The 21,403-nt window shown below is 70.2% G+C and carries 18 protein-coding genes; 4 read left to right on the plus strand and 14 right to left on the minus strand.

Translation table 11 applies throughout. The annotated features are described in order from the left end of the window. Positions 1–227 precede the first annotated feature (227 nt). The 3 genes from FL583_RS08350 to FL583_RS08360 form a co-directional block, all read right to left on the minus strand. Complete coding sequence (locus FL583_RS08350; RefSeq protein WP_142703943.1) at positions 228–1,343, minus strand: BMP family ABC transporter substrate-binding protein; 1,116 nt, start codon at positions 1,341–1,343, stop codon at positions 228–230. An 87-nt stretch (positions 1,344–1,430) separates the two neighbouring features. Continuing rightward, positions 1,431–2,729, minus strand: a complete 1,299-nt coding sequence (locus FL583_RS08355; protein WP_142703944.1) for a PucR family transcriptional regulator — start codon at positions 2,727–2,729, stop codon at positions 1,431–1,433. 97 nt (positions 2,730–2,826) lie between these two features. Beyond that, positions 2,827–3,933 carry an acetamidase/formamidase family protein gene (locus tag FL583_RS08360; protein WP_142703945.1) on the minus strand — a complete coding sequence of 369 codons (1,107 nt, stop codon included), beginning with the start codon at positions 3,931–3,933 and terminating at the stop codon, positions 2,827–2,829. A 668-nt stretch (positions 3,934–4,601) separates the two neighbouring features. Between FL583_RS08360 and FL583_RS08365 the strand changes: the two genes are divergently transcribed. Further along, on the plus strand, positions 4,602–5,483 hold the full coding sequence (locus FL583_RS08365) for a helix-turn-helix domain-containing protein (RefSeq protein ID WP_142703946.1): 882 nt from the start codon (positions 4,602–4,604) through the stop codon (positions 5,481–5,483). Between the two features lie 91 nt (positions 5,484–5,574). On the opposite strand, the gene FL583_RS08370 is transcribed toward FL583_RS08365, so the two are convergent. The 6 genes from FL583_RS08370 to FL583_RS08395 form a co-directional block, all read right to left on the minus strand. After that, a complete protein-coding gene (locus tag FL583_RS08370; protein WP_142704033.1) occupies positions 5,575–5,826 on the minus strand; it encodes a DUF397 domain-containing protein in 252 nt (83 codons plus the stop codon). 860 nt (positions 5,827–6,686) lie between these two features. Continuing rightward, on the minus strand, positions 6,687–7,286 hold the full coding sequence (locus FL583_RS08375; protein ID WP_205751938.1) for a GTP-binding protein: 600 nt from the start codon (positions 7,284–7,286) through the stop codon (positions 6,687–6,689). After that, complete coding sequence (locus tag FL583_RS08380) at positions 7,279–7,728, minus strand: DUF742 domain-containing protein (RefSeq protein WP_142703948.1); 450 nt, start codon at positions 7,726–7,728, stop codon at positions 7,279–7,281. Before FL583_RS08380 ends, FL583_RS08375 begins: the two co-directional genes overlap by 8 nt. Further along, complete coding sequence (locus FL583_RS08385; RefSeq protein ID WP_142703949.1) at positions 7,725–8,186, minus strand: roadblock/LC7 domain-containing protein; 462 nt, start codon at positions 8,184–8,186, stop codon at positions 7,725–7,727. Before FL583_RS08385 ends, FL583_RS08380 begins: the two co-directional genes overlap by 4 nt. Beyond that, positions 8,183–11,701 carry a nitrate- and nitrite sensing domain-containing protein gene (locus FL583_RS08390; RefSeq protein ID WP_142703950.1) on the minus strand — a complete coding sequence of 1,173 codons (3,519 nt, stop codon included), beginning with the start codon at positions 11,699–11,701 and terminating at the stop codon, positions 8,183–8,185. Before FL583_RS08390 ends, FL583_RS08385 begins: the two co-directional genes overlap by 4 nt. Beyond that, positions 11,688–12,800, minus strand: a complete 1,113-nt coding sequence (locus tag FL583_RS08395; protein WP_142703951.1) for a hypothetical protein — start codon at positions 12,798–12,800, stop codon at positions 11,688–11,690. Before FL583_RS08395 ends, FL583_RS08390 begins: the two co-directional genes overlap by 14 nt. Before the next feature lie 734 nt (positions 12,801–13,534). Between FL583_RS08395 and FL583_RS08400 the strand changes: the two genes are divergently transcribed. Further along, complete coding sequence (locus FL583_RS08400) at positions 13,535–13,942, plus strand: hypothetical protein (RefSeq protein WP_142703952.1); 408 nt, start codon at positions 13,535–13,537, stop codon at positions 13,940–13,942. 49 nt (positions 13,943–13,991) lie between these two features. On the opposite strand, the gene FL583_RS08405 is transcribed toward FL583_RS08400, so the two are convergent. Continuing rightward, complete coding sequence (locus FL583_RS08405) at positions 13,992–15,401, minus strand: DUF2252 domain-containing protein (protein ID WP_205751939.1); 1,410 nt, start codon at positions 15,399–15,401, stop codon at positions 13,992–13,994. Positions 15,402–15,546: 145 nt separating this feature from the next. After that, positions 15,547–17,664 carry a putative bifunctional diguanylate cyclase/phosphodiesterase gene (locus tag FL583_RS08410; RefSeq protein WP_142703953.1) on the minus strand — a complete coding sequence of 706 codons (2,118 nt, stop codon included), beginning with the start codon at positions 17,662–17,664 and terminating at the stop codon, positions 15,547–15,549. A gap of 143 nt (positions 17,665–17,807) precedes the next feature. On the opposite strand from FL583_RS08410, the gene FL583_RS08415 reads away from it, so the two are divergent. Continuing rightward, complete coding sequence (locus tag FL583_RS08415) at positions 17,808–19,031, plus strand: GAF domain-containing sensor histidine kinase (RefSeq protein ID WP_142704035.1); 1,224 nt, start codon at positions 17,808–17,810, stop codon at positions 19,029–19,031. Here FL583_RS08415 and FL583_RS08420 read toward each other — a convergent pair. From FL583_RS08420 to FL583_RS08430, 3 genes are read right to left on the minus strand one after another with little or no spacing between them, the layout of a single operon-like run. After that, positions 19,013–19,465 carry a cytidine/deoxycytidylate deaminase family protein gene (locus FL583_RS08420; RefSeq protein WP_142703954.1) on the minus strand — a complete coding sequence of 151 codons (453 nt, stop codon included), beginning with the start codon at positions 19,463–19,465 and terminating at the stop codon, positions 19,013–19,015. The two genes, FL583_RS08415 and FL583_RS08420, sit on opposite strands and share 19 nt — an antisense overlap. Further along, positions 19,455–20,057, minus strand: coding sequence for a RibD family protein (locus FL583_RS08425; RefSeq protein WP_142703955.1), 603 nt, complete (start codon positions 20,055–20,057; stop codon positions 19,455–19,457). The genes FL583_RS08420 and FL583_RS08425 overlap by 11 nt, the downstream gene beginning before the upstream one ends. After that, positions 20,054–20,800: an enoyl-CoA hydratase/isomerase family protein gene (locus FL583_RS08430; RefSeq protein ID WP_142703956.1), complete on the minus strand. Its 747-nt coding sequence runs from the start codon at positions 20,798–20,800 to the stop codon at positions 20,054–20,056. The genes FL583_RS08425 and FL583_RS08430 overlap by 4 nt, the downstream gene beginning before the upstream one ends. Before the next feature lie 387 nt (positions 20,801–21,187). On the opposite strand from FL583_RS08430, the gene FL583_RS40015 reads away from it, so the two are divergent. Continuing rightward, complete coding sequence (locus FL583_RS40015; protein ID WP_170323549.1) at positions 21,188–21,334, plus strand: hypothetical protein; 147 nt, start codon at positions 21,188–21,190, stop codon at positions 21,332–21,334. Positions 21,335–21,403: the final 69 nt, after the last annotated feature.

Consider the following 21,403-nt stretch of genomic DNA (forward strand, 5'->3'; position numbering starts at 1 on the left):
GGAAGGAAGTCCTGTCAACGAGTCAACGCCAACTCGGGGCCTGGTAACCCAGACTTTTCGCGGGTCCGGCGATGAGCACGAGAAAACTGGCCCAACGATGTGCTCACGGCGTCTTGCGCGAGTCTTGCGCCCGCGTGACTATCCCCGGCCACCCGTCGATATCGTTTCGGCAACACAAGGGTCCCGCCGGCTCGGCCGGCGGGACCCAGCGCTGGGTGTACCTCGGGTCAGCTCAGGTCGAGGTCCTCGTCGAGCTGGCCGTGCTGGTTCACGTACGGGGTCGCGGCGATCTTGCCGGAACCGACGTCCGCGATGAACTGCGCCATCTGGGCGTTCTGGGCGTCGGTGCCGTTGCAGAGACGCACGGTGGGAACGGTGTCCTGCCCCAGGTGCCAGTTACGGGTGACACCCATCGCCAGCTTGCCGTTGGAGAAGTCCTCGAGCGCGGCGGCGAAGTACTCACCCGGGTCGAAGATGACCGAGATCGCGAACCGCGGGTTGGTCGAGTCGCACCGGTTGGTGCCGGGCGTCGACAGGATCAGGTCCTTGGAGTTGCCGAGCCGGGCCGCGTCGTCGGTCGCGCCACCCAGGTACGGGTACATCGCCTGGACGCCCTCGTTGATCTGCTTCTGGGCGGCCGCCTTGGCCAGCTTCCCGTCGTCGAAGCTGCCGGTGTACGACGTGTAGAGCTTGGCGTCCGGTACCAGCCGGCGGATGCCGGCGATGTAGCCCTGGGCCGCCCGGGTCGAGAAGTCGAGCTTCGGACCGGTGATGTACCCGACCTTGGTGTAGTTACGGCTCTGCATCAGCAGGCCGGTGGCGTACCCGGCCGCGAGCAGGGTCTCGTCGATGAAGTCGGCCGAGATCGTGATCCGCGAGTTGATCTTGATGTCCTGGTTCGACGGCACGTACCAGGACGTCTTCGCGCAGACCGGCTCGGAGGCGGCCGGGATCGCGTCCTTGAGCTCGGCGGCGCCCAGCGCCACCAGGTCGACCTTCTGCTGGCAGAGCAGCCGCGCCTGCCGCAGGGCCTCGCCCGGCTTCTTGACGTCGACCAGACCGACCCTCTTCAGGGTCCAGCCCTTGCGCTGGGTGAACGCCTCGGCCTTGGCGACGAAGCTCTCGTAGTAACCGTGGTCGTTCAGGTTTCCGGGGCTGAGAACGCCGATGACGACCTTGCCGTCGCCGTTCACGTCCGGGCCGGGTGCGGTGCCCTTGCTGGTGACCGCACCGACGTTGGCATAACTGGTGTCATCGGCCTCTGGGTTGGAGCACGAGGCGGCAACGAGTAAGAGGCAGGTCGCGGCCACCGCCACTCGGGAGAAGCGAGTAGTCAGTCGCATGGGGGTGGGGGTCCTTCCCGGGGTAAGCACACGCCGTTATTCAGAGCACACTAGCCACACGCAGAAATCTGGCATACAGGTCGGCCTTCAGGGAGTCTTCCGGGTATTCGCGCGGTCGGATCGCCAGTCACCGACGACGGGATCGTGTTCGTCCAGCGCGAGCAGGAGTTCCTGGGCCGTCAGCGCGGCCTGGAGCAGCACGATCGCCTCGGGATCGAGCGGATCGACGCCGAGCAGCGCCTTGATCTGCCCGACCCGGTACCCCACCGAGTTGCGGTGCAGATGCAGCGCGTCGGCCACCGCCGTGCGGCTCCCGCTGGACGCGAGCCAGGCGCGCAGCGTCCGGACGAGGTCCTCCCGCGGGAGCAGCGGCCCGATGTGACGCTCGACGAACTCCCGGAGCCGGTCCGGCGGCACCGTGACGAGGAGCTGGGCCAGCCCGAGCGACGCGTACGGCAGTACGGTCTGCTCCCCGCGGCGGATCAGCAGCGCGATCAGCACCTCGGCTTCCCGGAACGACTGGGCCGTGTGGTCGGCCCCGGTGACGACGGGCCCGGAGGCGGCCCGCACCACGCCGTCGCCCACGACGGCCTGGGCCCGGTCGCGGAGGCGCTCCAGCTCGCCGGCGTCGTCCCCGGGCACGACGACCCAGGCCCGGCGGCCCTCGTGCAGCGCGGTGACCCCGGCGCGGGGCAGAGCGGTCGACCAGGCGCGCAGATGCGGGCCGTCGTAGTCGAAGACCACGCCCGCGTGCGGGGCGTCCAGGCGCATGCCGAAGCGGGCGGCGGCGCGGGTCAGCTCGTCCGCCGGGCGCAGCGTGCCGCAGCGCAGCTCGTCGACGAGCTCGGCGCCGGCCGCGGTACCGGCCTCGGCGGCCGCGTCCCGCCGGACCGCCTCGATCGCCAGCGCGGTGGTGGACGCCAAGAGATAAGGAACGACGGCGGGCGGAACCGGCTCGGCGAGCAGCACGATCCCGAACCGGCGCCGGTCGGCCCGCACCGACGCGGCCCGGGCCGGACGCCCGTCGGACATCGTCAGCGGCACCGGACGCTCGGCCCCGAACACCTGGGCGACGTCGGAGGCCCGCACGGTCGGCGCGTCCCCGGTCGGCGCGGTCGGGGCGGCCGAGCCGGCGAGCAGCTCGCCGTGGACGTCGAACAGCCAGGCGGCGTGGCCGGTGTGCGCGGCCAGCCGACGCAGGATCAGCGGCCAGCCCTCGCCGGACAGCGTGAACCGGGTCAGCTCACGCTCGAACTCCTCGGGCGTGGCCGCGGGCGAGACCGGGCCGAAGGGCCGCGCGGCGGCCGGGCGGGCGTTCACCGGAGCGGGGACCGCACGGGGCTTGGACCCGCTCTGCGGGTCCCCTCGGACCCGGCCGCCCTCCATGGCGGGAACCATACCTCCCGGTCACGGAGGGTCCCAGGCACCGGGCCAGCCGCCCGGGACTCTCGCCGACCGTGACCGAACGAGCACACCGGAGCCCTCAGGCGCCGAAGTCCGCCTTGCGGATCAGACAGTGAACACCCTTCACCGCGTCGACGACCTGGCTCACCTCGAAGTCGCCGGCGGCGCTCAGGTAGGCCAGCGCGGTCGCCCGCGGCATGCCCTGGGTCAGCTCGAGGAACGAGACCGCCCGGCGGACGGCCTTCTTCATCGCCTCGTCGAGGTCGGGGTCCATGCCGACCGGGATCCAGTGCGTCGCGGTCTCGACGAACGGAGCGTTCACCAGCCCGACGGCGGCCCGGGCCACGTCGTCCTTCAGCACCGTGAGGCGCAGCGTCGCGCGCAGCGGCGCCTCCAGCGCGGTGAGCGCCACCTCGCCGTCGCCCTGGGCGTAGTGCGGGTCGCCGGCGTAGAACAAGGCCCCGGCGGTCTGCACCGGGAGGTAGAGCGACGAGCCGGCCTGCAGCTCGTTCACGTCCATGTTCCCGCCGTGGTCGCCCGGCGGGACCGAGGGAACAGCCTCGTCGGTGTCGCGGGCGACGCCCATCAGGCCGAGGAACGGCTTCAGCGGGAACCGCACCCGCCCGTTCTCACCGAAGCGGAGGTTGCCGTAGAGCACCCCGCCGTTCTCGGTGACGTCGCTGAAGTGGATGTTGCTGCCGTAGCTGTCCGGGTCGAGGACGCTCGCGCCCTCGCGGCGGAGCGTGCCCTCCGGGAACTCGCCCGGGAGCGCCCCGTAGCCGTGCCGGTTGCTGATGAACCCGTACGGGGCCCGGATCGCCAGGTCCAGCACGTCGATCTTGAGTAAGTCACCCGGCTCGGCGCCGGCCACCGCGATCGGACCGGTGACCACGTGCGGGCCGTCGTCGTAGTCGTGGGCGAGGTCCGAGGCGGCGAAGGCGCGCGAGTCCTCGAGCACGTCGTCGGCCTTCACACCGAACCCGGCCAGGTAGGCGAGCGGGTCGCGGCCCTGGTCCTCGAGGATGCCCTCGTGGCTGAGGGTGTCGATCGTGACGACCGCGCCGTCCTCGACGCTCAACACCGGCGAACTCGTGCGGTTGGGAAGGAAACCCCAGAGTGCGGTCTCCGGCGTCGTCTCGAGGTAGTGATCGCCGTGGATGCGACCTTGGCGCGGCTGCAGGGTCACGCTCGGCTCCGTTTCTGCGGGTGGGAGGCATGCGGAAGTCGATTACGACAGTGCGCGAGCCGTGTTTCCGTCAGAAGTCGGAGCTACGAAGGTCGAGTAACACGATCCAGGATGCGATATCCCGTCTCGCATCGCGGTAGTGCGATTGCCGCCGTTACCGTCCAGATGCGATCGACCGACGCTCGGACTCAGAGTATGGCGAAAGTCGCACCCAGTTGACGAGGAAGCGCTTTCGGCTGGTCAACACGTTCTGACGAGATACGGGGTTGCGCTCGGGGCGGTACGTCCGACTCGTCCACTGGTACGAGTTGAACGATCTCCACTACGATCCGTGCGCTGCATATGACCGGACAACCGAAGGGGAGGCGAAACGTGGACGCGCAGTCCCGCCGCCTTACCCGAGTCGTCCGCTTAGCCACCGAGTTGCGCATGAATGACTTTGCCAATGTCCATGGCAAGGTGCGTTCATTGCACGCGCGACACGTAAGAACATGTCATCCTTCGGAGGGTCACGCCACGATTGCTCTGGCAGCGTGGCGAACCGTGCTGCGTCCGTCGCAGGGCGCAGTCTCCCGTCCGTCATTACTGAACGGGTCGGGACACGAGCACCATCGCCGGGTTGACACCGCTCGGCGAACGCACGCTAGGCGGAGTAGGGGCTGGATACGGTGATCACGGCTGAGCCTGGCGCTGGCCCCACCGTCCTGCGCATCCTGCTGGGGTCCCAGCTGAGACGGCTGCGCGAAGAACGGAACGTCTCGCGCGAGGACGCCGGGTACGCGATCCGCGCGTCGGAATCGAAGATCAGCCGGATGGAGCTCGGACGGGTCGGCTTCAAGGAGCGCGACGTCTCCGACCTTCTCACCCTCTACGGCGTCCACGACGAGACCGAGCGCGAGGCCCTGCTCTCGCTGGCCCGGGAGGCCAACCAGCCCGGCTGGTGGCACAAGTACGGAGACATCCTGCCCAACTGGTTCCAGGCCTACGTCGGGCTGGAGGCGGCGGCGTCGCTGATCCGCACGTACGAGGTGCAGTTCATCCCGGGTCTACTGCAGACCGAGGACTACGCACGTGCGGTGATCCTGCTGGCGAACGGCAGCGCGCCGAAGGAAGAGATCGACCGCCGGGTCCAGCTCCGGATGGAGCGGCAGCGGTTGCTGACCCGGGCCAGCGCCCCGCGGTTCTGGGCGATCATCGACGAGGCCGTGCTACGCCGCCCGATCGGTGGCCGCGACATCATGCGCGGGCAGCTCGAGCACCTGGCCAAGATGGCCGAGCGGGCCAACGTCACGCTCCAGGTCATCCCGTTCGGCTACGGCGGGCACGCGGGCGCCGGCGGCGCGTTCACGCTGCTGCGCTTCCCCGACCAGACGCTGCCCGACATCGTCTACATCGAACAGCTGACGAGCGCGCTGTACCTCGAGAAGCGCGAGGACGTCGACACCTATCTGGAGTCGATGGAGCGCCTCGCCGTCGAGGCGGACTCCCCCGACCGGAGCCGCGAGCGCTTCCTCGAGATCAGCCGGGATTTCACTCCCCGCTCGGAGTAGAAGCCTCGCCGTACAGAAGTAGAGACGCCGGCTCCTCCGTGAGCCGGCCTTCGGCGTTTGCGGAGCGCGCCCGACCGCGCTCCGCAGTGCGTCACTGCGTCACTGCGAGTTCGACCAGATGGTCGAAGTCACCGCTACGCGCTCCTGCGATGAGCGCAGCGATCTCATCCCGGGTGTAGATCAGGGCGGGGCCCTCGGGATGACGGGAGTTCCTCATCGCCAGCTGCCCGTCGGGCAGCTGCGCGAACTCGACGCAGTTGCCGTTGGGGTTGCTGAAGCTGCTTTTCAACCAGGCCACCTGGCCCAGCTGTTCAGCAGGCATTCCGTTGTACGCATGGTGCATAGTGCGCCTCTCTCGGATCGCCGGCGGGACGTCGGTGGCCGCCGGTGCACGATCGGCGGACGACGCCCCAATCCGTCGGTCGCAGCCGCCAACCAAAAAACCGAGCAGATGCACGTGCAGACGCCCTTGCACATGCACCGCCCGATGCAGGAGGATAACGCACGTGCGCGACGTAGCTCGGTAGTCGAACCACCGACAGCCTGCGTGATGGGAGGTAGACGTGTCCCCTGCTTCACAGCCAGTACGGACCGAGTCCGCTCGCGGCTGCGCACATAGAGAGGCAGCCTGGAAGGTCGAACTCTCGGCTCGATTGTGCACTGATCGGGCTCACGCAGCCCGACTCAGAGGCTTAGCCGCCTGGCACCAACGTCAGGCCGATTACTTCGACCAGCTCTTCGGCGACGAGTCCGGCGCCCGGCCGGCCACCGCCTGAGCTCGGGTCGAGCCCCTCACCAGCTCCGACGAGGCCGTTCGCGGTGCTCGCCGGTTGAGGCTGGTGCGGGTTGGAGGTGCCCGGACCCTCCAGCTCGTACCGCCCTCGTGGACTGTCCGCGCGTCGCCTACCCGGCACGGTGGCGCGCGGACTTCGCAGCCACCGTAGTGATCCGCGAACCCTTCCCCTCATCAGCGGATCCACTGCCCCCATGACGAAGGGCCCCGCCTCCCGCGGGGCCCTTCGTCTTTTCTAATCCGACGCCGGTGACATAAGTCGCAATAAGAAAATCGATGCAACAGAATTGACTTCACCCTGAGTGAGCTAGGTCACTCGAATTTCTGACTATGAGTAGTAATTGGTGGGCAAACGAGTGAGCCTCCCCGCGGCTGGGCGCCGCCGGGAGGCTCACCTCGTCTACCGGACGTCAGGTCGCGGCGACCTGCTCGCCGATCGCCTTGTGCAGCGCCCGGTTGAGCAGCACGAGCAGGGTGTCCCGCACCGACCGCTTGTCGCGGGCGTCGAACGCGACGACCGGAACCTGGTCGTCGATCGCGAGCGCCCACCGGACCGCGGCGAGGTCCTGCGCTAGCAGCCCGTCGAACGCGTTGACGCCGACGATGAACGGGATGCCGGTGTGCTCGAAGTAGTCGACGGCCGGGTAGCAGTCGTCGAGCCGCGAGCTGTCGACCACGACCAGGGCGCCGAGGGCACCTCTGGCCAGGTCGTCCCACATGAAGCCGAAGCGGGCCTGGCCGGGCGTGCCGAACAGGTACAGCTTCACGCCGGCGTCGATCGCGACCGAACCGAAGTCCATCGCGACCGTCGTCGTGGTCTTGGTCGAATGCTGTCCAGGGATGTCGATCCCGACTGCCACCTCGGTCATCTCGGCCTCGGTGGTCAGCGGGGCGATGTCGGAGATCGCTCCGACCGTCGTCGTTTTGCCGACCCCGAAGCCCCCGGCGATGACGATCTTTACCGGGATCGGTGGCTTGGTGCCGGCTGCTGAGGCAGTGCGGTCAGACAATGGCGCTGAGTCCACGGATCACTCGCAGGATGAGTTCGGGAGAGTTGGGAGAGCTCACGTCGTGGTTGTGGACGTCGAGGTAACCCGTGGCGCGTAGGTCACCGACGAGGATCTTGACCACGCCGAGATGGAGCTTGAGTCGCGCCGAGATCTCGGCGACGGATATGGGCTGGACGCAAAGGGTCACGATCGCGCGCAGCTCCGGCGAGAGCCGGGACGTCGGCACGCGTCCCCCGCGGGATCCGGCAGTGACCTGGGTCTCGAGTCCGATCTCCGGGTCGGCGGTGACCCGGCCGGAGGTCAGGACGAACGGACGCAGCTGCGCAGATGCCTCAGATCCGACGTTGGTGGCCTTGTCACCCGCTGAAGACGGCGACGAGGACCGCAGGTAGGGCCGGATGGAAGCCGGCTCGTCTGCGTCGGATCCGCCGAGGATCCTCATGACTGAACGGCGTTCTTCAACTCGACGATCAGCTGCGGCGTGAGCACGGCACCGGCGCGGCTCGCGAACAGCGTCATCTCGTAGGCCACCGTGCCCAGGTTCGCCGACCGGTCGGCGATGACACCGAGGACCGATCCGCGGCTGATCGCGGTCGCCAGCAGGTAGCCGCCGGTGAGGTCCACGATGACCTTGTTCAGGCCGCCCAGCGTGTAGGTGTCGGCCACACCCGCCGCGAGGCTCGTCATGCCCGAGATGACCGCGGCGAGGCGGTCGGCGTTCGCGTGGTCGGACGTCGCGGACTTGGCCATCAGCAGACCGTCGGCCGACACCGCTACGGCTTCCACGACTCCGGCTGTGCCGGTGCAGAACGAGTCCAGCAGCCAGTTGAATGTCTGCGCCTCGGCACTGAGGCCTGCCGTCGCCAGGTCGCCGCCGTTGGGTCGGTAGGAGCTGTTCATCGTGGGGATCCTTCGTGCTGATGGTCGTCGACGACGACCCTGTTGAGAGCGCGGGACACGCCTGCTTCGATCTGCTCGATCAGCGCCCGGGCGGCATCCGGATCTGCCACCGGTGTTGCTGCGGCCGAAACACTTCCCCGGCCGTTGGTGAAGCTCTTCAAGGTCGCCCCGGGGACGCGTCGCACAAGTCCTCCGGGAGTTCGCTGGCCTTGCTGGGACATCGACGGACCGCCGACGGACGGACCCGACGCCACCGGAGGTGACACCGGCGCCGCCGCCGGACGCTGGGCCGGCACCGGACGCGACGGCGACTGACGGGACGCCGTCGGGATCGGCTGGGTCGGCTGACCCCACGAGGGCTGCGCCGATGACGGCTGGCCCATCGACGGCTGGCCCATCGACGGCTGACGCAGCGGCGGGGAGCCGACCGGGGGCTGGCCCAGGGGCGGCTGCGGCGTGATCGGGCGGGTCGGCAGCGGAGCCGGACCACCGTTCGTGAAGCCACCGTTCGACGAGTAGGCCCCGTTGGACGGCTGACCGCCACCGTTCGACGACGGACCACCGGACGGCGGGGCACCGTTCGACGAGGGACCACCGTTCATCGCCGGGAGCGTGGGAACCGGGCCGGTGTCCGCGGTCCGCTGCGCGTTACGCACACCGGCCTCGAACTCCTCGATCAGCGCCCGAGCGGCGGCCGGGTCACCGGCGTCGCCCAGAGCCGCCGGCTCCTGACGCTTGTCCCTGGCCGAGATGCCGGACGGCAACTGTGCACCGGGTACCCGTCGCTGGAGCTTCGGCAGGTTGCCGCCACCGCCGGTGCTCACCGGACGCGACGGCATGGCCGGCGCGGCCGGGACCGACGTCGGGATCAGCGACGGCGCCGCAGGCTCGGCCCACTGGGGCTGAGCCGGCCGGGCCGACGGCTGAGGGACCGAGGGCCGCTGAGGCGGCTGGGGAGACGGCGGCTGGTAGGCGGGCGCCTGCGGGGCCGGCGGCTGGTAGGCCGGCACCTGCGGGGCCGGGGCCGGCGCGGCCGCCGGGGGCAGCGAGCGGAAGCCGGACGGGCTCGCCACCGGCTCCTCCGGAGCCCGGCCACCCAGCGGCGCGTCCCACCACGAGACGTCCGCGGGCGGGGCCTGGGACGGGATCGGGGCCGACTCGCTGCGGTAGAGCGCGGTGCTCGCCGCCACGGGCTCGGCCTCGACCGGCTCGCGGTGGCCGGACCCGTCGCTCCCGGACGCGGCGAACGCATCCCAGGGGCCGGCCGAGATCGCCTTCGACGCCCGCTCGAGCGCGATGCTGTCGAACCCGGCGGCCGAGGCCACCACCGGCAGGTTCTGGGCCGGCTCGCCGTAGTGCGACGGGGCGGGCGCACCGTAGTGCGCGGGCTCCGGAGCGGCATACGGCGCCGGAGCGGCGTACGGCGACGGAGCCGCGTACGGCGACGGCTCGGCGTAGGGAGACGGGTCACCATACGGCGAAGGCTCACCGTAGGCGGGCTCGCCGTAGGGCGACGGCTCGTTCCACGGCGACTGCTCGCCGTAGGGCGACGGACCCCCGGCCGCGGTGTTCGGGACGCGGAGCACATCGGGCTGCTGCCCCGCGGCCGGCGGGAGCGCCGGGCGCGGCGGCTCTTCGACCGCGGCGATGCCCTGGTAGACCGACGGAACCAGGTGCGGCTCGTTGAGGGCCAGCACCGCGGTGACGCCACCGCCCTGGGTGGGCACCAGCGCGACGCCCATCCCGTGCCGCCGGGCCAGGCGGCCGGTCACGAACAGACCGAGCACCTCAGTGGGCGCGAGGTCGAGGCGCTCACGACGGGCGAGACGGGCGTTTTCTTCGGCCATTCGCTCGGCCGACATGCCGATGCCGTGGTCGATGATGAGCACCTGGGCCCCGGCCCGGGTGGGCTCGGCCGTGACCGTGACCCGGGTGTGCGGCGGCGAGTACGCGGCCGCGTTCTCCATCAGCTCGGCGAAGATCAGCGTGAGGTCGGAGACGACCGACGGCTGGACGACGATGTCGTCCGGGATCTCGATGTCGACGCGGGTGTAGTCCTCGATCTCACCGAGGGCCAGCCGGACGATGTCGCCGAGCGGCATCGGCGAGCCGCCGCCCTGGTCGGTCGCCATCGAACCGGAGAGAACGACCAGCGATCCCGCGTTCCGGTTGAGGCGGCTGGAGAGGTGGTCGAGCTGGTACAGGTTGCCCAGCCGCTCGGTGTTGGTCTCCTGCCGCTCCAACCGGTCGATCATCGTCAGCTGACGACCGATCAGGTTCTGCGTACGACGACCGATGTGACCGAACATCGTCGCAACGTTGCGGCGGCTGGTGATCTGACGTTCGACCAGTCGCGACGCCGTGCTCTGCACCTGCTCGAACGCGCGGGCCAGCTCACCGATCTCGTCCTTACCGGTCGTGTTGACCGTGTCCAGACGGATGGGCTCGAAGACTTCGGACTCGTCGTCAGCGACCCGGGTGAGCTCGTTCTCGACGGCGCTGGCGATGCGGTTCGCGGAGGACGCCAGTGCGACCAGTGGCTGCGACACCCGGCGTCCGACCAGGACGGTCAGGCCGGCGACCACGAGAAGGATCAGGATCAGCGCGGCCCCGATACCGCCCGCGGCCGCGATCGCGTCCCGTCGCTGGTCGTTCGCGGCCTGGGTGATGTCCGACACCAGCGTGGTCTCGATGTACCGCGTCTGACCGAGGAACGACGTGAACCGCGGGAAGTACGTCGGCAGCGGCAGCTTCTGAACCACGTTCAGGTTCGTCTGGTCACCGAGCAGGGACAGGTTCGTCGACGTACGGTCGGCGTTCGCCTGCTGGACCAGCCGGTACAGCGAGGCCTGGCCGGCGTTCGCGTACTGGAAGTACCGGTTGGTGTAGTCGTTCGCCGAACCGAGCCCGTTGACGTACTTGCTCAGCAGCGTGCCGTTCGGCGTCGCCAGGAGCTGGGTCAGCGTCGCCAGGTTGAGCGAGTTCGCCTCTCCCAGGTGCAGGGCGGCGTCCATGGCGAGGATCTGGCGACCGATCGCGGTCGTCGAGTCGGCGATGCGATAGAGGCTCGTACCGTCGATCAACGCGTTGATCTGGTCGGTCATCAGCTGCGAGAACGTGTTGACCGGAACCGCGAAGGCCAGCGTCTCGGTACGCAGGTCACGCAGCTGGTCGAGCTGCTTCACGGCGTTCCGCAGCGCCTTCGGCGAGTCGTCGTCGACCGCGGCCTTGACGTCGGCGATCTGGTCGTCGACCGTCGCCTCCTGCAGGAGGACCGACGACCGGTCGGAGACCTGGTTGAGGAAGCCGATCGTCAGCAGTCGCTCGGCCTGGAGCTCACGGACCAGGGCGGCGACCTTACCGGCGGTCTGGATCCGGCCCGAGGTCGTGTTGGCCTGCTCGGCCGCGCCGACCCGGCCGGCGATGACCGAGATCGCGAGAACGGTGACCGCGAGCAGCGGGATGATCGCCAGGAGGACGAGCTTCCCGCTGATGCGGAGCCTATCGAGGAACACCGATCCGCTCCCGCCTCGCGTCGCGTCCCGCGTCCAGGTTGTTCAGGTACGAATCAGGACCCATCGGCTCCCCCGTGGGGTAGGCGGGGTAGTCCACGGGCTCGTTCGGCGCGCCCCGGTAGTCCGAGGGCGCGTCGACCGGCCGCGACCGGCGGCGGCCGAGCAGGCCCATCAGGATGCTGGCCAGGAGCGCGAGCACCGCGATGGCGGCGACGGCGGCCCCGAGCAGGCGGCCGGCGTCCGAGCTCGACTTCCGGTCTTCCACCTGGGAGCGGAGCTCACCGAGCAGCAGCGGGTTCAGCGACCCGGCCGCGTTCTGGGCCGAGCTGCGCAGCGAGGCCACCGACTTCGGGTCGGGCTTGGCGGTGATCGCCTCCTGGCCCGGCGGGGCGACCGATTCGATACCGCGCTGGAACGCGTCCAGGCTCTGCAGCAGGTCGGTGTCGAACGTTCCGCTCCCGGACGCGTCCACGGCCGAGGCCATGTCGGCGGCGACGTCGGCGCCGGACTCACCGGTGATCTGCCGGCTGACCGCCATCGCGGTGAGCGACTCGTTCAGCTGGTCCTGCTGGGCCTTGAACGTCGCGTCGTCGCTGGTGCGGGACGGGTCGGGCAGGTCCTTCGAGATGTACGCCTGGTCCTGGAAGCGACCGGCCCACACGATCGCGGAGGGAATTTCCTCCAGCCCGGCGTCCTGGATGAAGTTGATGACCCGGTCGCCGTCGTGCCGCAGGCCCGAGGCCTGGGCGACCTGCGCGTAGAGCGCCAGGAGCAGGTCGGTGACCTCGCCGTAGGAGCGGAAAGCGCCCTCGGCGTCTCCGGCGCCCTGCTCGGGCAGCGTCTCGATCCGGGCGCGGAGGCCGGACCAGCGGTTCGAGGTGCCGAAGTCGGCCCCGTACTTCTCGTCGGCCGCGGCCACCGCGTCGAGCCCCTCGGAGAAGCCCCCCTTGGCCACCTGCTTGCCCTGCACCGCGTTGGACTGGGCATCCACGACGGCCGGCAGCAGCTTGTTCAGCGCACTGGCGTACTCGATGCCGTGTAGTTCCTGCCCCCGCAGGTCACTGTCGTCCGAGCGAGGCCCCCACACCAGCACGAACATCGCTATTACGGCAATAACCGCAATAACCTGGAGCGCTAGGGGCGCAAACCCCTGCAATGGGGCGGACCGTAACCGGGATCCGGACCCGGGAGAAGTCATCGCTCATCCTTCAACATCGCCTGCATGGGGACCCTGCGACCGATCAGCACCGGCCGCCTCCGCACGAGCTAGAAAACCGACGCCTTTAGAAGCTAGTTCTTCGATAAACCCGATGGCAAGATGCACATCGTTAACCACAAGAATCACAGGCCGATCGGCGTAGGCGGCAAATAAATAGCGGTACCTTTTTAGCGGTTTGCCCGAATCGTGAACGGGCGGAGCCTACCCATAGGTACGCTCGATAAATAGATTCGGGTTTCGCTTTCGCAGCGTATTTTTACGCTTACTCACGGCGACATCTGCGCTTAAACGGCCGCGTCAACGGCAGTGCGTCGACGTTCCACGCTCCGCGGTCACCTGCCGAAATCTCGCCTTAACCCAATAGCCGTAGAACGACGCGCTAACTCGGGCCGCGCGCCGCGACTAGACCTCCGGCACCTTACCGGAAATGAGCCGCCGCAAGTGCACCCCCTCCCGATCGCGACGCTTCTCCGCTCCAATTTGGACCGGCGCGCACCACTCGTGCGATACCACACTTGTCGTCACTGACATCACCTTCACGCTATTTGCCCTATTTGAGCGATTCTGGTTGAGTTCCTACCTGCCCATCACGCGGGACCTAAAGGAGGTAGGGCATGCGAAACAGCATCAAGCGCGCTGCGGTCGCGATCGCCGGCCTGGCGATTGCGGGCGGTGCAGCGCTGGGCGCCGCGCCGTCGGCCGACGCGGCCACCGTCACCGGACGGACGGCGACGATCGGCGCGAGCGCGCCGAGCAGCTCGGTCGCCTGGCGCGGCCACGACGACGATGACGACTGCTGCTACGGCGGCGACCGTCACGAGTACAAGCGGTGGCACTACAAGAAGCGCTGGCACCACGAGAAGCGTTACCGGTGGAAGAACTACGGGCGCTACGACTCGTACGACGAGGCGTGGCGGATCGGTAGCCGGTACCGCAACGACCGGTGGAGCGACTTCGACTGCCGTCGCGAGGGCGGGCGCTACGTGCTCGTCGTGAAAGAGATCTACTACGCGAACTACTGATCGAGTTCCGGGTGGCCCCATCAGTTCCTAGCTGGAACCACCCGGCTCGTCAGGCTCGGAGCGGGGCGTCGACCGGTACGCCGGTCGACGCCCGGCGAGCGGACGCTTGCGGCGCGGGCATCGCCTCCGCCGCGACGGCCTCGACCAGCAGGGCGTGGTCGGCCTCGGTGCGGTCGGCGTAGGCCTGCCCGAACTTCAGCATCGATCGATCGAACCGGTCGCCCTGGCCGATGTAGCCGGCGATCGCGGCCGGATCACCGCTGCGGGCGTGCGCCCGGGCCAGCACCCGGCCGCAGACCCGCGCGTACTTCGTCAGCCCGGCGGCGTCGAACGTCGAGGTGTCGAACGAGCCCTTCGCGTCCCACAGCTGGCGGACGTAGTAGTCGTGACCGGCCGCCGGATCGCGGAACCAGCCGAGCAGAACGTCCGGCGCGGCCTGGATCAGGCGCTGCCCCTCGACGACGCGCTGGCCGGCGTTCCGGTACGGGCTCGGCGTCAGGTGCCATTCGAGGACCGACTGACCGGCCTCCTTGACCTGCAACAACAGCGGGTCGTTGGTGGACGCGGCCAGCAGCACGACCCAGCAGCGGCTGCCCACGCTGCCGACCCCGACGACCTTCCGCGCGAAGTCGACGAACGTGTACCGGTCGAGCAGCACGCGGCGATCGGCGGGCAGCGTCTGCCGGTACTCGCGGATGCAGCGGCGCACCAGCTCCTCGTCCATGCCCTCGTCGGAGGTGTCGGGGACGTGGGTGAGCAACGGCGGATCCTCCCGGAGCCGCCACTCACCGTCGACCCGTTCGGTCAGTTTCGCGGCCGCGCTGAGGTGATCGCGGCTGCGGGCCTTCTGGACCGCCTGCAACGTGGGGACGCTCGACCGCCCGCGCTTCAGCAACGGCACGATGTCGTCGACCTCGACCCGGTCGTACCACACTTCGAGCGCGCGTTTCGTGGCGTACTCGCTCATTGCTTCGCGGTACCCGGCCGCCGCACCGGCGGCCGCGGCCGACGCCTCACCGTTCTTGAAGCGATTCGCCCGGCCGGCCAGGATCACGCTGCTGACCAGCCTCTTCAGATCCCATTCGAACGGCGCTTCGAGCGTCTCGTCGAAATCGTTCTGATCGAAAACCAGCCGCCGATCGGGGGTTCCGGACATTCCGAAGTTCTGCAGGTGCGCATTTCCACCGGCCTGCACGAACAGGCCGCTGTGCGGCAACAACGCTAAATCGTGCGCCATCACGGTGGCCGCACCACGGAAAAAGCTGAATGGGGACGCGATCATCCGCTCATATCTGAGCGGAAGCAGTTCCCGGAGGCGATGTTCGTCCGCGGCCGCGAGAAGCGTCAACGGATTCCGGCCGTCGTCGGTGAGCTCGGCCTGCGCGGAGCGGGACACCCTGGTCCGTGCGCTGCGGCCGAGTTCGTAGCCGACGGGAGTCACGACGGTCAGTCCTCCCACCGCAGCTCCCCCTCTCAGGTGAGCAAAGCCCCCGTGGCTAGAGGCTTCCCCGGTCACGGCAGGGTCAGGCCGGGCTGCTCCGCCCACGCCTCTGCCGGTTCCCTGCCACGTTAACGGAGGTTGGCCGGGAGGGAAATGAACTGGTTCACCTCGAAGCGACCGCCGGCGAACCGGGCAGATAGCGGATGAAGTCGTCGGGGGCCAGAGCCGGGGCGAAGTACCAGCCCTGCCCGGTGTCGCAGCCCAGCGCCCGGAGCCGGTCGTGCTGCTCGACGGTCTCGATGCCCTCGGCGACGACCTGCAGGTCGAGCGCGTGCCCGAGCGTGACGAGCGACTCCAGGATCTGGCTCTCGGCCTCGGACGGCTCGGCACCGGTGAGCCGCTGCACCAGGCCGCCGGAGAGCTTCAGGACGTCGACCGGCAGCTCGCGGAGCAGGCCGAGGTTCGCCCAGCCGGCGCCGACGTCGTCGACGGCCAGCCGGACGCCGAGCGCCGAGAGCCGCCGCAGCGGGGCCGCGTTCGCGGCCGCGACCGTGCCTGCCGCGAGTTCGAGCTGCAGGCGGCCCGGTTCGAGCCCGGTCTCCTCCAACACCCGGACGACGTCGTCGACCAGGCCCGGGTCGCGGAACTGGCTGACCGCGAGGTTGACGCTGGCGTACGGCGCCGGGTCGTCGTCGATCCGCCAGCGAGCGGCCTGGCGGCAGGCCAGCTGGAGCACCCGGCGGCCGATCGGGACGATCGCGCCGGTCTCCTCGGCCAGCCCGACGAACCGCTTGGGCGAGAGCAGCCCGAGCTCGCGGTGCCGCCAGCGCACCAGCGCCTCGGCGCCCCGCACCCGGCCGTCGGCCAGCCCGACCAGCGGCTGGAACTCGACGACGAACTCGTCCCGCTCCAGCGCGGCCGGCATCGACGTGGAGAGCGCGTAGCGGGCGATCTGCTGTTCGTTGCGATGCGGGTCGTACACCGCGCGGCTCCCCCGGCCCTCGGCCTTGGCCCGGTACATCGTCAGCTCGGCCGCGCGGATCAGGTCGGCGGCGTCCGCGTCGACGGCCGCGTGTTCGACGAGGCCGATGCCGGCCGAGAGCGTGAGCCTGCTGTCCCCGATCGTGAACGGCGCGGCCAGCGCGCGGGTGATCTCGGCGGCCACCAGCTCGACGTCGGCTATCCCGGTGGTGCCGGTCAGCAGGACGCCGAACTCGTCGTCGCCCAGGCGGGCGACCAGCGCGCCGACCGCCGCCGAGCGGAGTCGCTCGGCCAACGCGACCAGCAATTCGTCGCCGGCCGGATGGCCGAGGCTGTCGTTGAAGACCTTGAAGCCGTCGACGTCGAGGTAGCAGAGCCCGACGCGCTCGACGCCCCGCTCGCGCACGATCGCGGTGAGCCGCTCGACGAACGCGTCCCGGTTGATCAGGCCGGTGAGCCGGTCGTGGGCCGAGCCGTGCAGCAGCGCCAGGCGCGTCGCCCGCTGCTCGGTGACGTCTTCCACCAGCGCGGTGAGCCAGCGTGGGACGCCCGACTCGTCGGCGACCAGGCTCAGCCCGAGCGAGAGCCAGGTCTCCTCACCGCCCGGCCGGGCCAGGCGCCGTTCGATCCGGACCCGCGGCACCTCGGACGTGCGCAGGTGGTCGTAGGCCTCTTCCAGCCCGGCCCGGTGCTCGGGCACCAGGAACTCGACCAGCCGACGGCCGACCAGCGTGCTGACCGGCAGGCCGAGCAGGTTCGCCAGCCCGTCGTTGACGTCGGTGAGCTGGCCGTCCGGCGTCGCCAGCGCGATGCCGGCCGGAGCCCCGGCCAGCACGGCCCGGAACCGGGCCTCGCTGGCCCGCAGCGCCCGCTGGGCGTCGGACTGGGCGGTGAAGGCCCGCTCGCGGGTCGCGGCGGCGAAGCCGGTCGCGAACTCGGCCGACACCGCGGCCAGCCGGGCCGGTACGTCGGTCGGCGCGGGTGCGGGTTCCGCGGCCAGCACGGCCGGAAATTCGGCCGCGAGCAGCCGGATGCTCTCGCCCAGCGCGACCGGCTCGGCGAACCCGGTGCCCACCAGCGCGGCCCCGACGGTCGCGGCCGGGGCGGCGTCGAACGGCTCGCTGGAGGTGATCTCGATCAACCGGCCGACCGCGCCGGCCAGCCGCAACTCGGTCTCGTCGGCGGTGAGCGGCGGGGTGCCGGCCCGACGCAGAGCCCAGGCCCAATTCGTCGCGAACGCCCGTCGACGGTCGTCCCCCGAGCCCTGACCCTCCTCGCGGGTGACGTCGACGGCGGTCACGATCGGGGAGCGCTCAGCCGTAACCTCATGCCGACGAGAGTAGCGAAGCGCCACGTCGCATACCCGCGGAGTTGCCACATCGACCCCCGGCCGTCACATTCTCCTCAGCTGGCGGGCCGCCGGGCCGATGTGGCCACGTGACGATGAGCCCCGCGCGTGGTCGGGCCCAGTTGCTGGCGCCCTACGCGGTCATCGGCGAACCTCCCGAGCCCGATCTGGAGGCCATCGCCAGCATCGCCGCGCACATCTGCGGCGTGCCCAAGGCCGTCGTCAACCTGATCGACGACACGCACCAGTACCAGGTCGCGGCGCACGGGTTCACCCAGGCGGTCTGTGACCGCGAGGACTCGATGTGCGCGATCTCGATGACGCTGCCCGAGCCGGTCTACCTACCGGACGCCCGGACCGACGAGCGCTGGGCGAACAGCCCGTTCGTCACCGGGGCCATCGGCAACGTCCGCTTCTACTCGTCGACCCAGCTGATCACCCCGCGCGGCGACGTGCTCGGGACGCTCTGCGTGTTCGACGAGGAGGTCCGGGAGATCACCGACGCCCAGCGCCAGCAGCTCGAACTGCTCGCGCACCAGGTCGTCGACGTCCTCGAGCTGCGTCGGCAGAGCTTCGCGCTGCACGACGCGATCGCGACGCTGGAGCACACCCGGGAGGAGCTGGTCCGCTCGAACGAGCACCTGGCCGCGTTCGCCGGCCAGGTCAGCCACGATCTGAAGAACCCGCTGGCCAGCGTCGTCGGCTATCTCCACAACCTGAGCGAGGTCGGGGTGGTCGCGGCCGAGCCGGAGGCGAGCTGGTGCACCCAGCGGGCCCTCGCGGCCAGCCAGCGGATGAGCGACATGATCGGCAACCTGCTCGACTTCGCCAGCGTCGGTGGTTCGCTGAGCTTCCAGCGCGTCGACGTGGCCGACCTCATGGCCGACCTGACCGACGACCTGCGCGACGCGATCGCGTCGGTGGGCGGGACCGTGGAGGTCGACGGGTTGCTGCCGACCGTTCGCGCCGACCGGGTCCAGCTCCGGGCGGTGCTGCAGAACCTGATCAGCAACGCGCTGAAGTTCCGGCGGCTGCACCGCCCGCCGCAGGTCTGCGTGAGCGCGGCCCCGCAGGGCGACCACTGGCTGATCCGCGTCGCCGACAACGGCATCGGGATCCCACCGGACCGCCGCGAGCAGGCGTTCGCGCTGCTCAGCCGGGTGCACGACGAGTCAGCCAGGGAGATCGCGGGCAACGGCATCGGGCTGGCGACCTGCAAGCGGATCGTCACCGCCCACGGCGGCGACATCGGCCTGGCCGACTCCCCCGGCGGCGGCACGACCGTGTGGTTCACGCTGCCCTACGAAGCCACGATGTGAGAGTTCACCTTCCGGACGAGCGGGGCGAGTGACGGGACCTCGATGACCGTCCGGCCGGCTTCGCGGAGCTGTTCGGCGCCGTCGCAGTCGACGAAGATCGCCGGCTCGCGCCAGGCGAACACGACCCGGCGCAGCCCGGACTCGAGGATCAGCCCGGTGCAGGTCCGCGGCCGGGACGCCCGGGCCGAGCACGGTTCGAGCGAGCTGTAGATCGTGGCGTCGGGGTGGACGCCGGCCAGCCCGGCCAGCGCGGCCTCCTCGGCGTGCTCGTGCGGGTCGTCGCGGCGCGACCAGCCGTCGGAGAGCACGGTTCCGTCGGCGTCGACGACCAGCGCGCCGACCGAGAACGCCGTGGCCGAGGGCGGGCAGCGGCGGGAGAGTTCGATCGCCTGACGCAGCCAGTGGAGGTCGGCCTCGGTGGGTTCAGTCTCCATCGGGTGGCCCGAGCAGGTAGCGCAGCAGTACGACGTCGCCCATCGTCCGCGTCTCGGCCAGCCGCATCCAGTGCGGGTTCTTCGTGACGCCGGCGAATCGGGGCGCGGACGGTTCGCCGACGAAGAACGGCGCGACCGCGAGGTGCAGTTCGTCGACCAGGCCTTCGGTGAGGAACTGGGCCTGGACGCTGCTGCCGCCCTCGACGAGCAGGCGCCGGATCCGGCGATCGGCCAGCACCTGGGGGACGCCGGGGTACACGACGGTCTCGGCGCCGGGCCCGAACACGGCGGCCCCCGGATCCAGCGAGCCGCTCCGGCTCAGCACGATACGCAGCGGCGACGGCGTGAGCCCGGCCGCGACCCGGGCCTCCCGGCGCGCGGCCGAGCGCACCAGCAGCCGCGGGTCGTCGCGGCGGACGGTCTCGGCGCCCACCAGGATCGCGTCGCACCCGGCCCGGACGGCGTCCACCCGGTCGAAGTCGGCCTCGTTGGAGAGCAGCAGGCGCTGGGGTGAGGTGTCGTCGAGGTACCCGTCGACCGACATCGCCGCCGAGACGATGACGTAGGGCTTCAGACCGGCGTGGGGCCTCATGCCGGCCGCCACGGGAACGTCGGCTCCCGCCGTTCGACGAACGCGGCGACGCCCTCGGCCAGCTCGGCCCGCCCGGCCTCTTCCCAGTACGTCTGACGCTCGATCGTGGCCGCCCGGACGAGGTCCTTGGCCGCGTGCTGGGTCAGTTGGGACCGGCTCACCAGCGTCGTCGTGAGCTCGGCGATCCGGGCGTCGAGCGCCCCGGCCGGGACCAGCTCGTCGATCAGCCCGATGCGCAGCGCGCGTTCGGCGTCGATGAAGTCGCCGGTGAACAGCAGGAACTTCGCGGCCGCCGGCCCGACGAGGTCGACCAGGCGAGCGGTCGTGGCCGCTGGATAGACGACGCCGATCTTCGCCGGGGTGATGCCGAACCGGGCGCCCTCCTCGGCGATCCGGAAGTCACCGGCCACCGAGACCTGGCACCCGCCGCCGACGCACCAGCCCCGGATCGCGGCCACGATCGGTTTCGGGAACGCCACCAGCGCGTCCTCGGCCAGCGCGGCCGGTGAGGGCACGCCGGGCTCGAGCCCGGTGAGCGCCGAGATGTCGGCGCCGGCGCTGAACGCGTCCCCGGCGCCGGTGACGACGACGACCCGGACGTCGGGATCGGCGGTGAGCGAGGCGAGCAACGGCGGGATCGCGTTCCACATGTCGGTGGTCATCGCGTTCCGCTTGGCCGGGTTGTCGAGGACGACGGTGGCCACCCCGCCGTCGATCGTGCAGCCAACCTGCCCTGTAGCCATCAGCAGACGATAGTGCCGCTCCGGCGGAGAACTCTGTGAGCCAGCTCGCGTAGTTGCTCCGGAGCGCGAGATCGCGCTCGACGTCGGCACTGTGGTCGGGCTCACCCATACCGGTCTCGCCGCGGGATGCTGCGGTTCCGGTCACAGCGGCTCAAGCAGGGACGTTTGCCGCCGACGTGCATGCTGAGCAAGTGCTGAGATCGAACCTCCGGACGGCTGAGCCCGTGTCACCTATCAGGTGCCTTCGAGGGCCAGATGCTGCTGAGGCTCGGCGAAGCACCTGTTTGCGCGGTAGCCTCGTGAACAGCGCGTGACCCGTCCGGGAACGCGCGGCGGAGCAGCCACGTTGACTCGACAGCCTGTCCCGACTCGCCCGAGGATCATCGAATGGACCCAGTCGCACCTCTCGCGATCGCTGTGATGACCCTGACCGGTGGGGCCCTCGCGCTCACCTGGGCGGCGGACAAGGCGCGGCGCGCGACCCGTCCGGTCCGCGTCCGGGCCCAGCGTCGCCGGCCCACCGACCGCGGCTGACACCCCTCTCCACCTCTGACTCCCGGCGGCGGGGGCGGCCCGACCGGGCCGCCCCCGCCGCCGAGTATG

Origin of the sequence: Cryptosporangium phraense (genome assembly GCF_006912135.1) — a bacterium.
Lineage (GTDB): Bacteria > Actinomycetota > Actinomycetes > Mycobacteriales > Cryptosporangiaceae > Cryptosporangium > Cryptosporangium phraense.

Bases quoted from the DNA above. Each gene is read 5' to 3' on its own strand.
- FL583_RS08430 (WP_142703956.1), bottom strand. From the start codon at position 20,800: ATGGCTACAGGGCAGGTTGGCTGCACGATCGACGGCGGGGTGGCCACC.
- FL583_RS08370 (WP_142704033.1), bottom strand. From the start codon at position 5,826: ATGCACCATGCGTACAACGGAATGCCTGCTGAACAGCTGGGCCAGGTG.
- FL583_RS08395 (WP_142703951.1), bottom strand. From the start codon at position 12,800: ATGTTCGTGCTGGTGTGGGGGCCTCGCTCGGACGACAGTGACCTGCGG.
- FL583_RS08380 (WP_142703948.1), bottom strand. From the start codon at position 7,728: ATGAGGATCCTCGGCGGATCCGACGCAGACGAGCCGGCTTCCATCCGG.
- FL583_RS08420 (WP_142703954.1), bottom strand. From the start codon at position 19,465: ATGGAGACTGAACCCACCGAGGCCGACCTCCACTGGCTGCGTCAGGCG.
- FL583_RS40015 (WP_170323549.1), top strand. From the start codon at position 21,188: ATGGACCCAGTCGCACCTCTCGCGATCGCTGTGATGACCCTGACCGGT.
- FL583_RS08350 (WP_142703943.1), bottom strand. From the start codon at position 1,343: ATGCGACTGACTACTCGCTTCTCCCGAGTGGCGGTGGCCGCGACCTGC.
- FL583_RS08425 (WP_142703955.1), bottom strand. From the start codon at position 20,057: ATGAGGCCCCACGCCGGTCTGAAGCCCTACGTCATCGTCTCGGCGGCG.
- FL583_RS08355 (WP_142703944.1), bottom strand. From the start codon at position 2,729: ATGGAGGGCGGCCGGGTCCGAGGGGACCCGCAGAGCGGGTCCAAGCCC.
- FL583_RS08400 (WP_142703952.1), top strand. From the start codon at position 13,535: ATGCGAAACAGCATCAAGCGCGCTGCGGTCGCGATCGCCGGCCTGGCG.
- FL583_RS08385 (WP_142703949.1), bottom strand. From the start codon at position 8,186: ATGAACAGCTCCTACCGACCCAACGGCGGCGACCTGGCGACGGCAGGC.
- FL583_RS08415 (WP_142704035.1), top strand. From the start codon at position 17,808: ATGAGCCCCGCGCGTGGTCGGGCCCAGTTGCTGGCGCCCTACGCGGTC.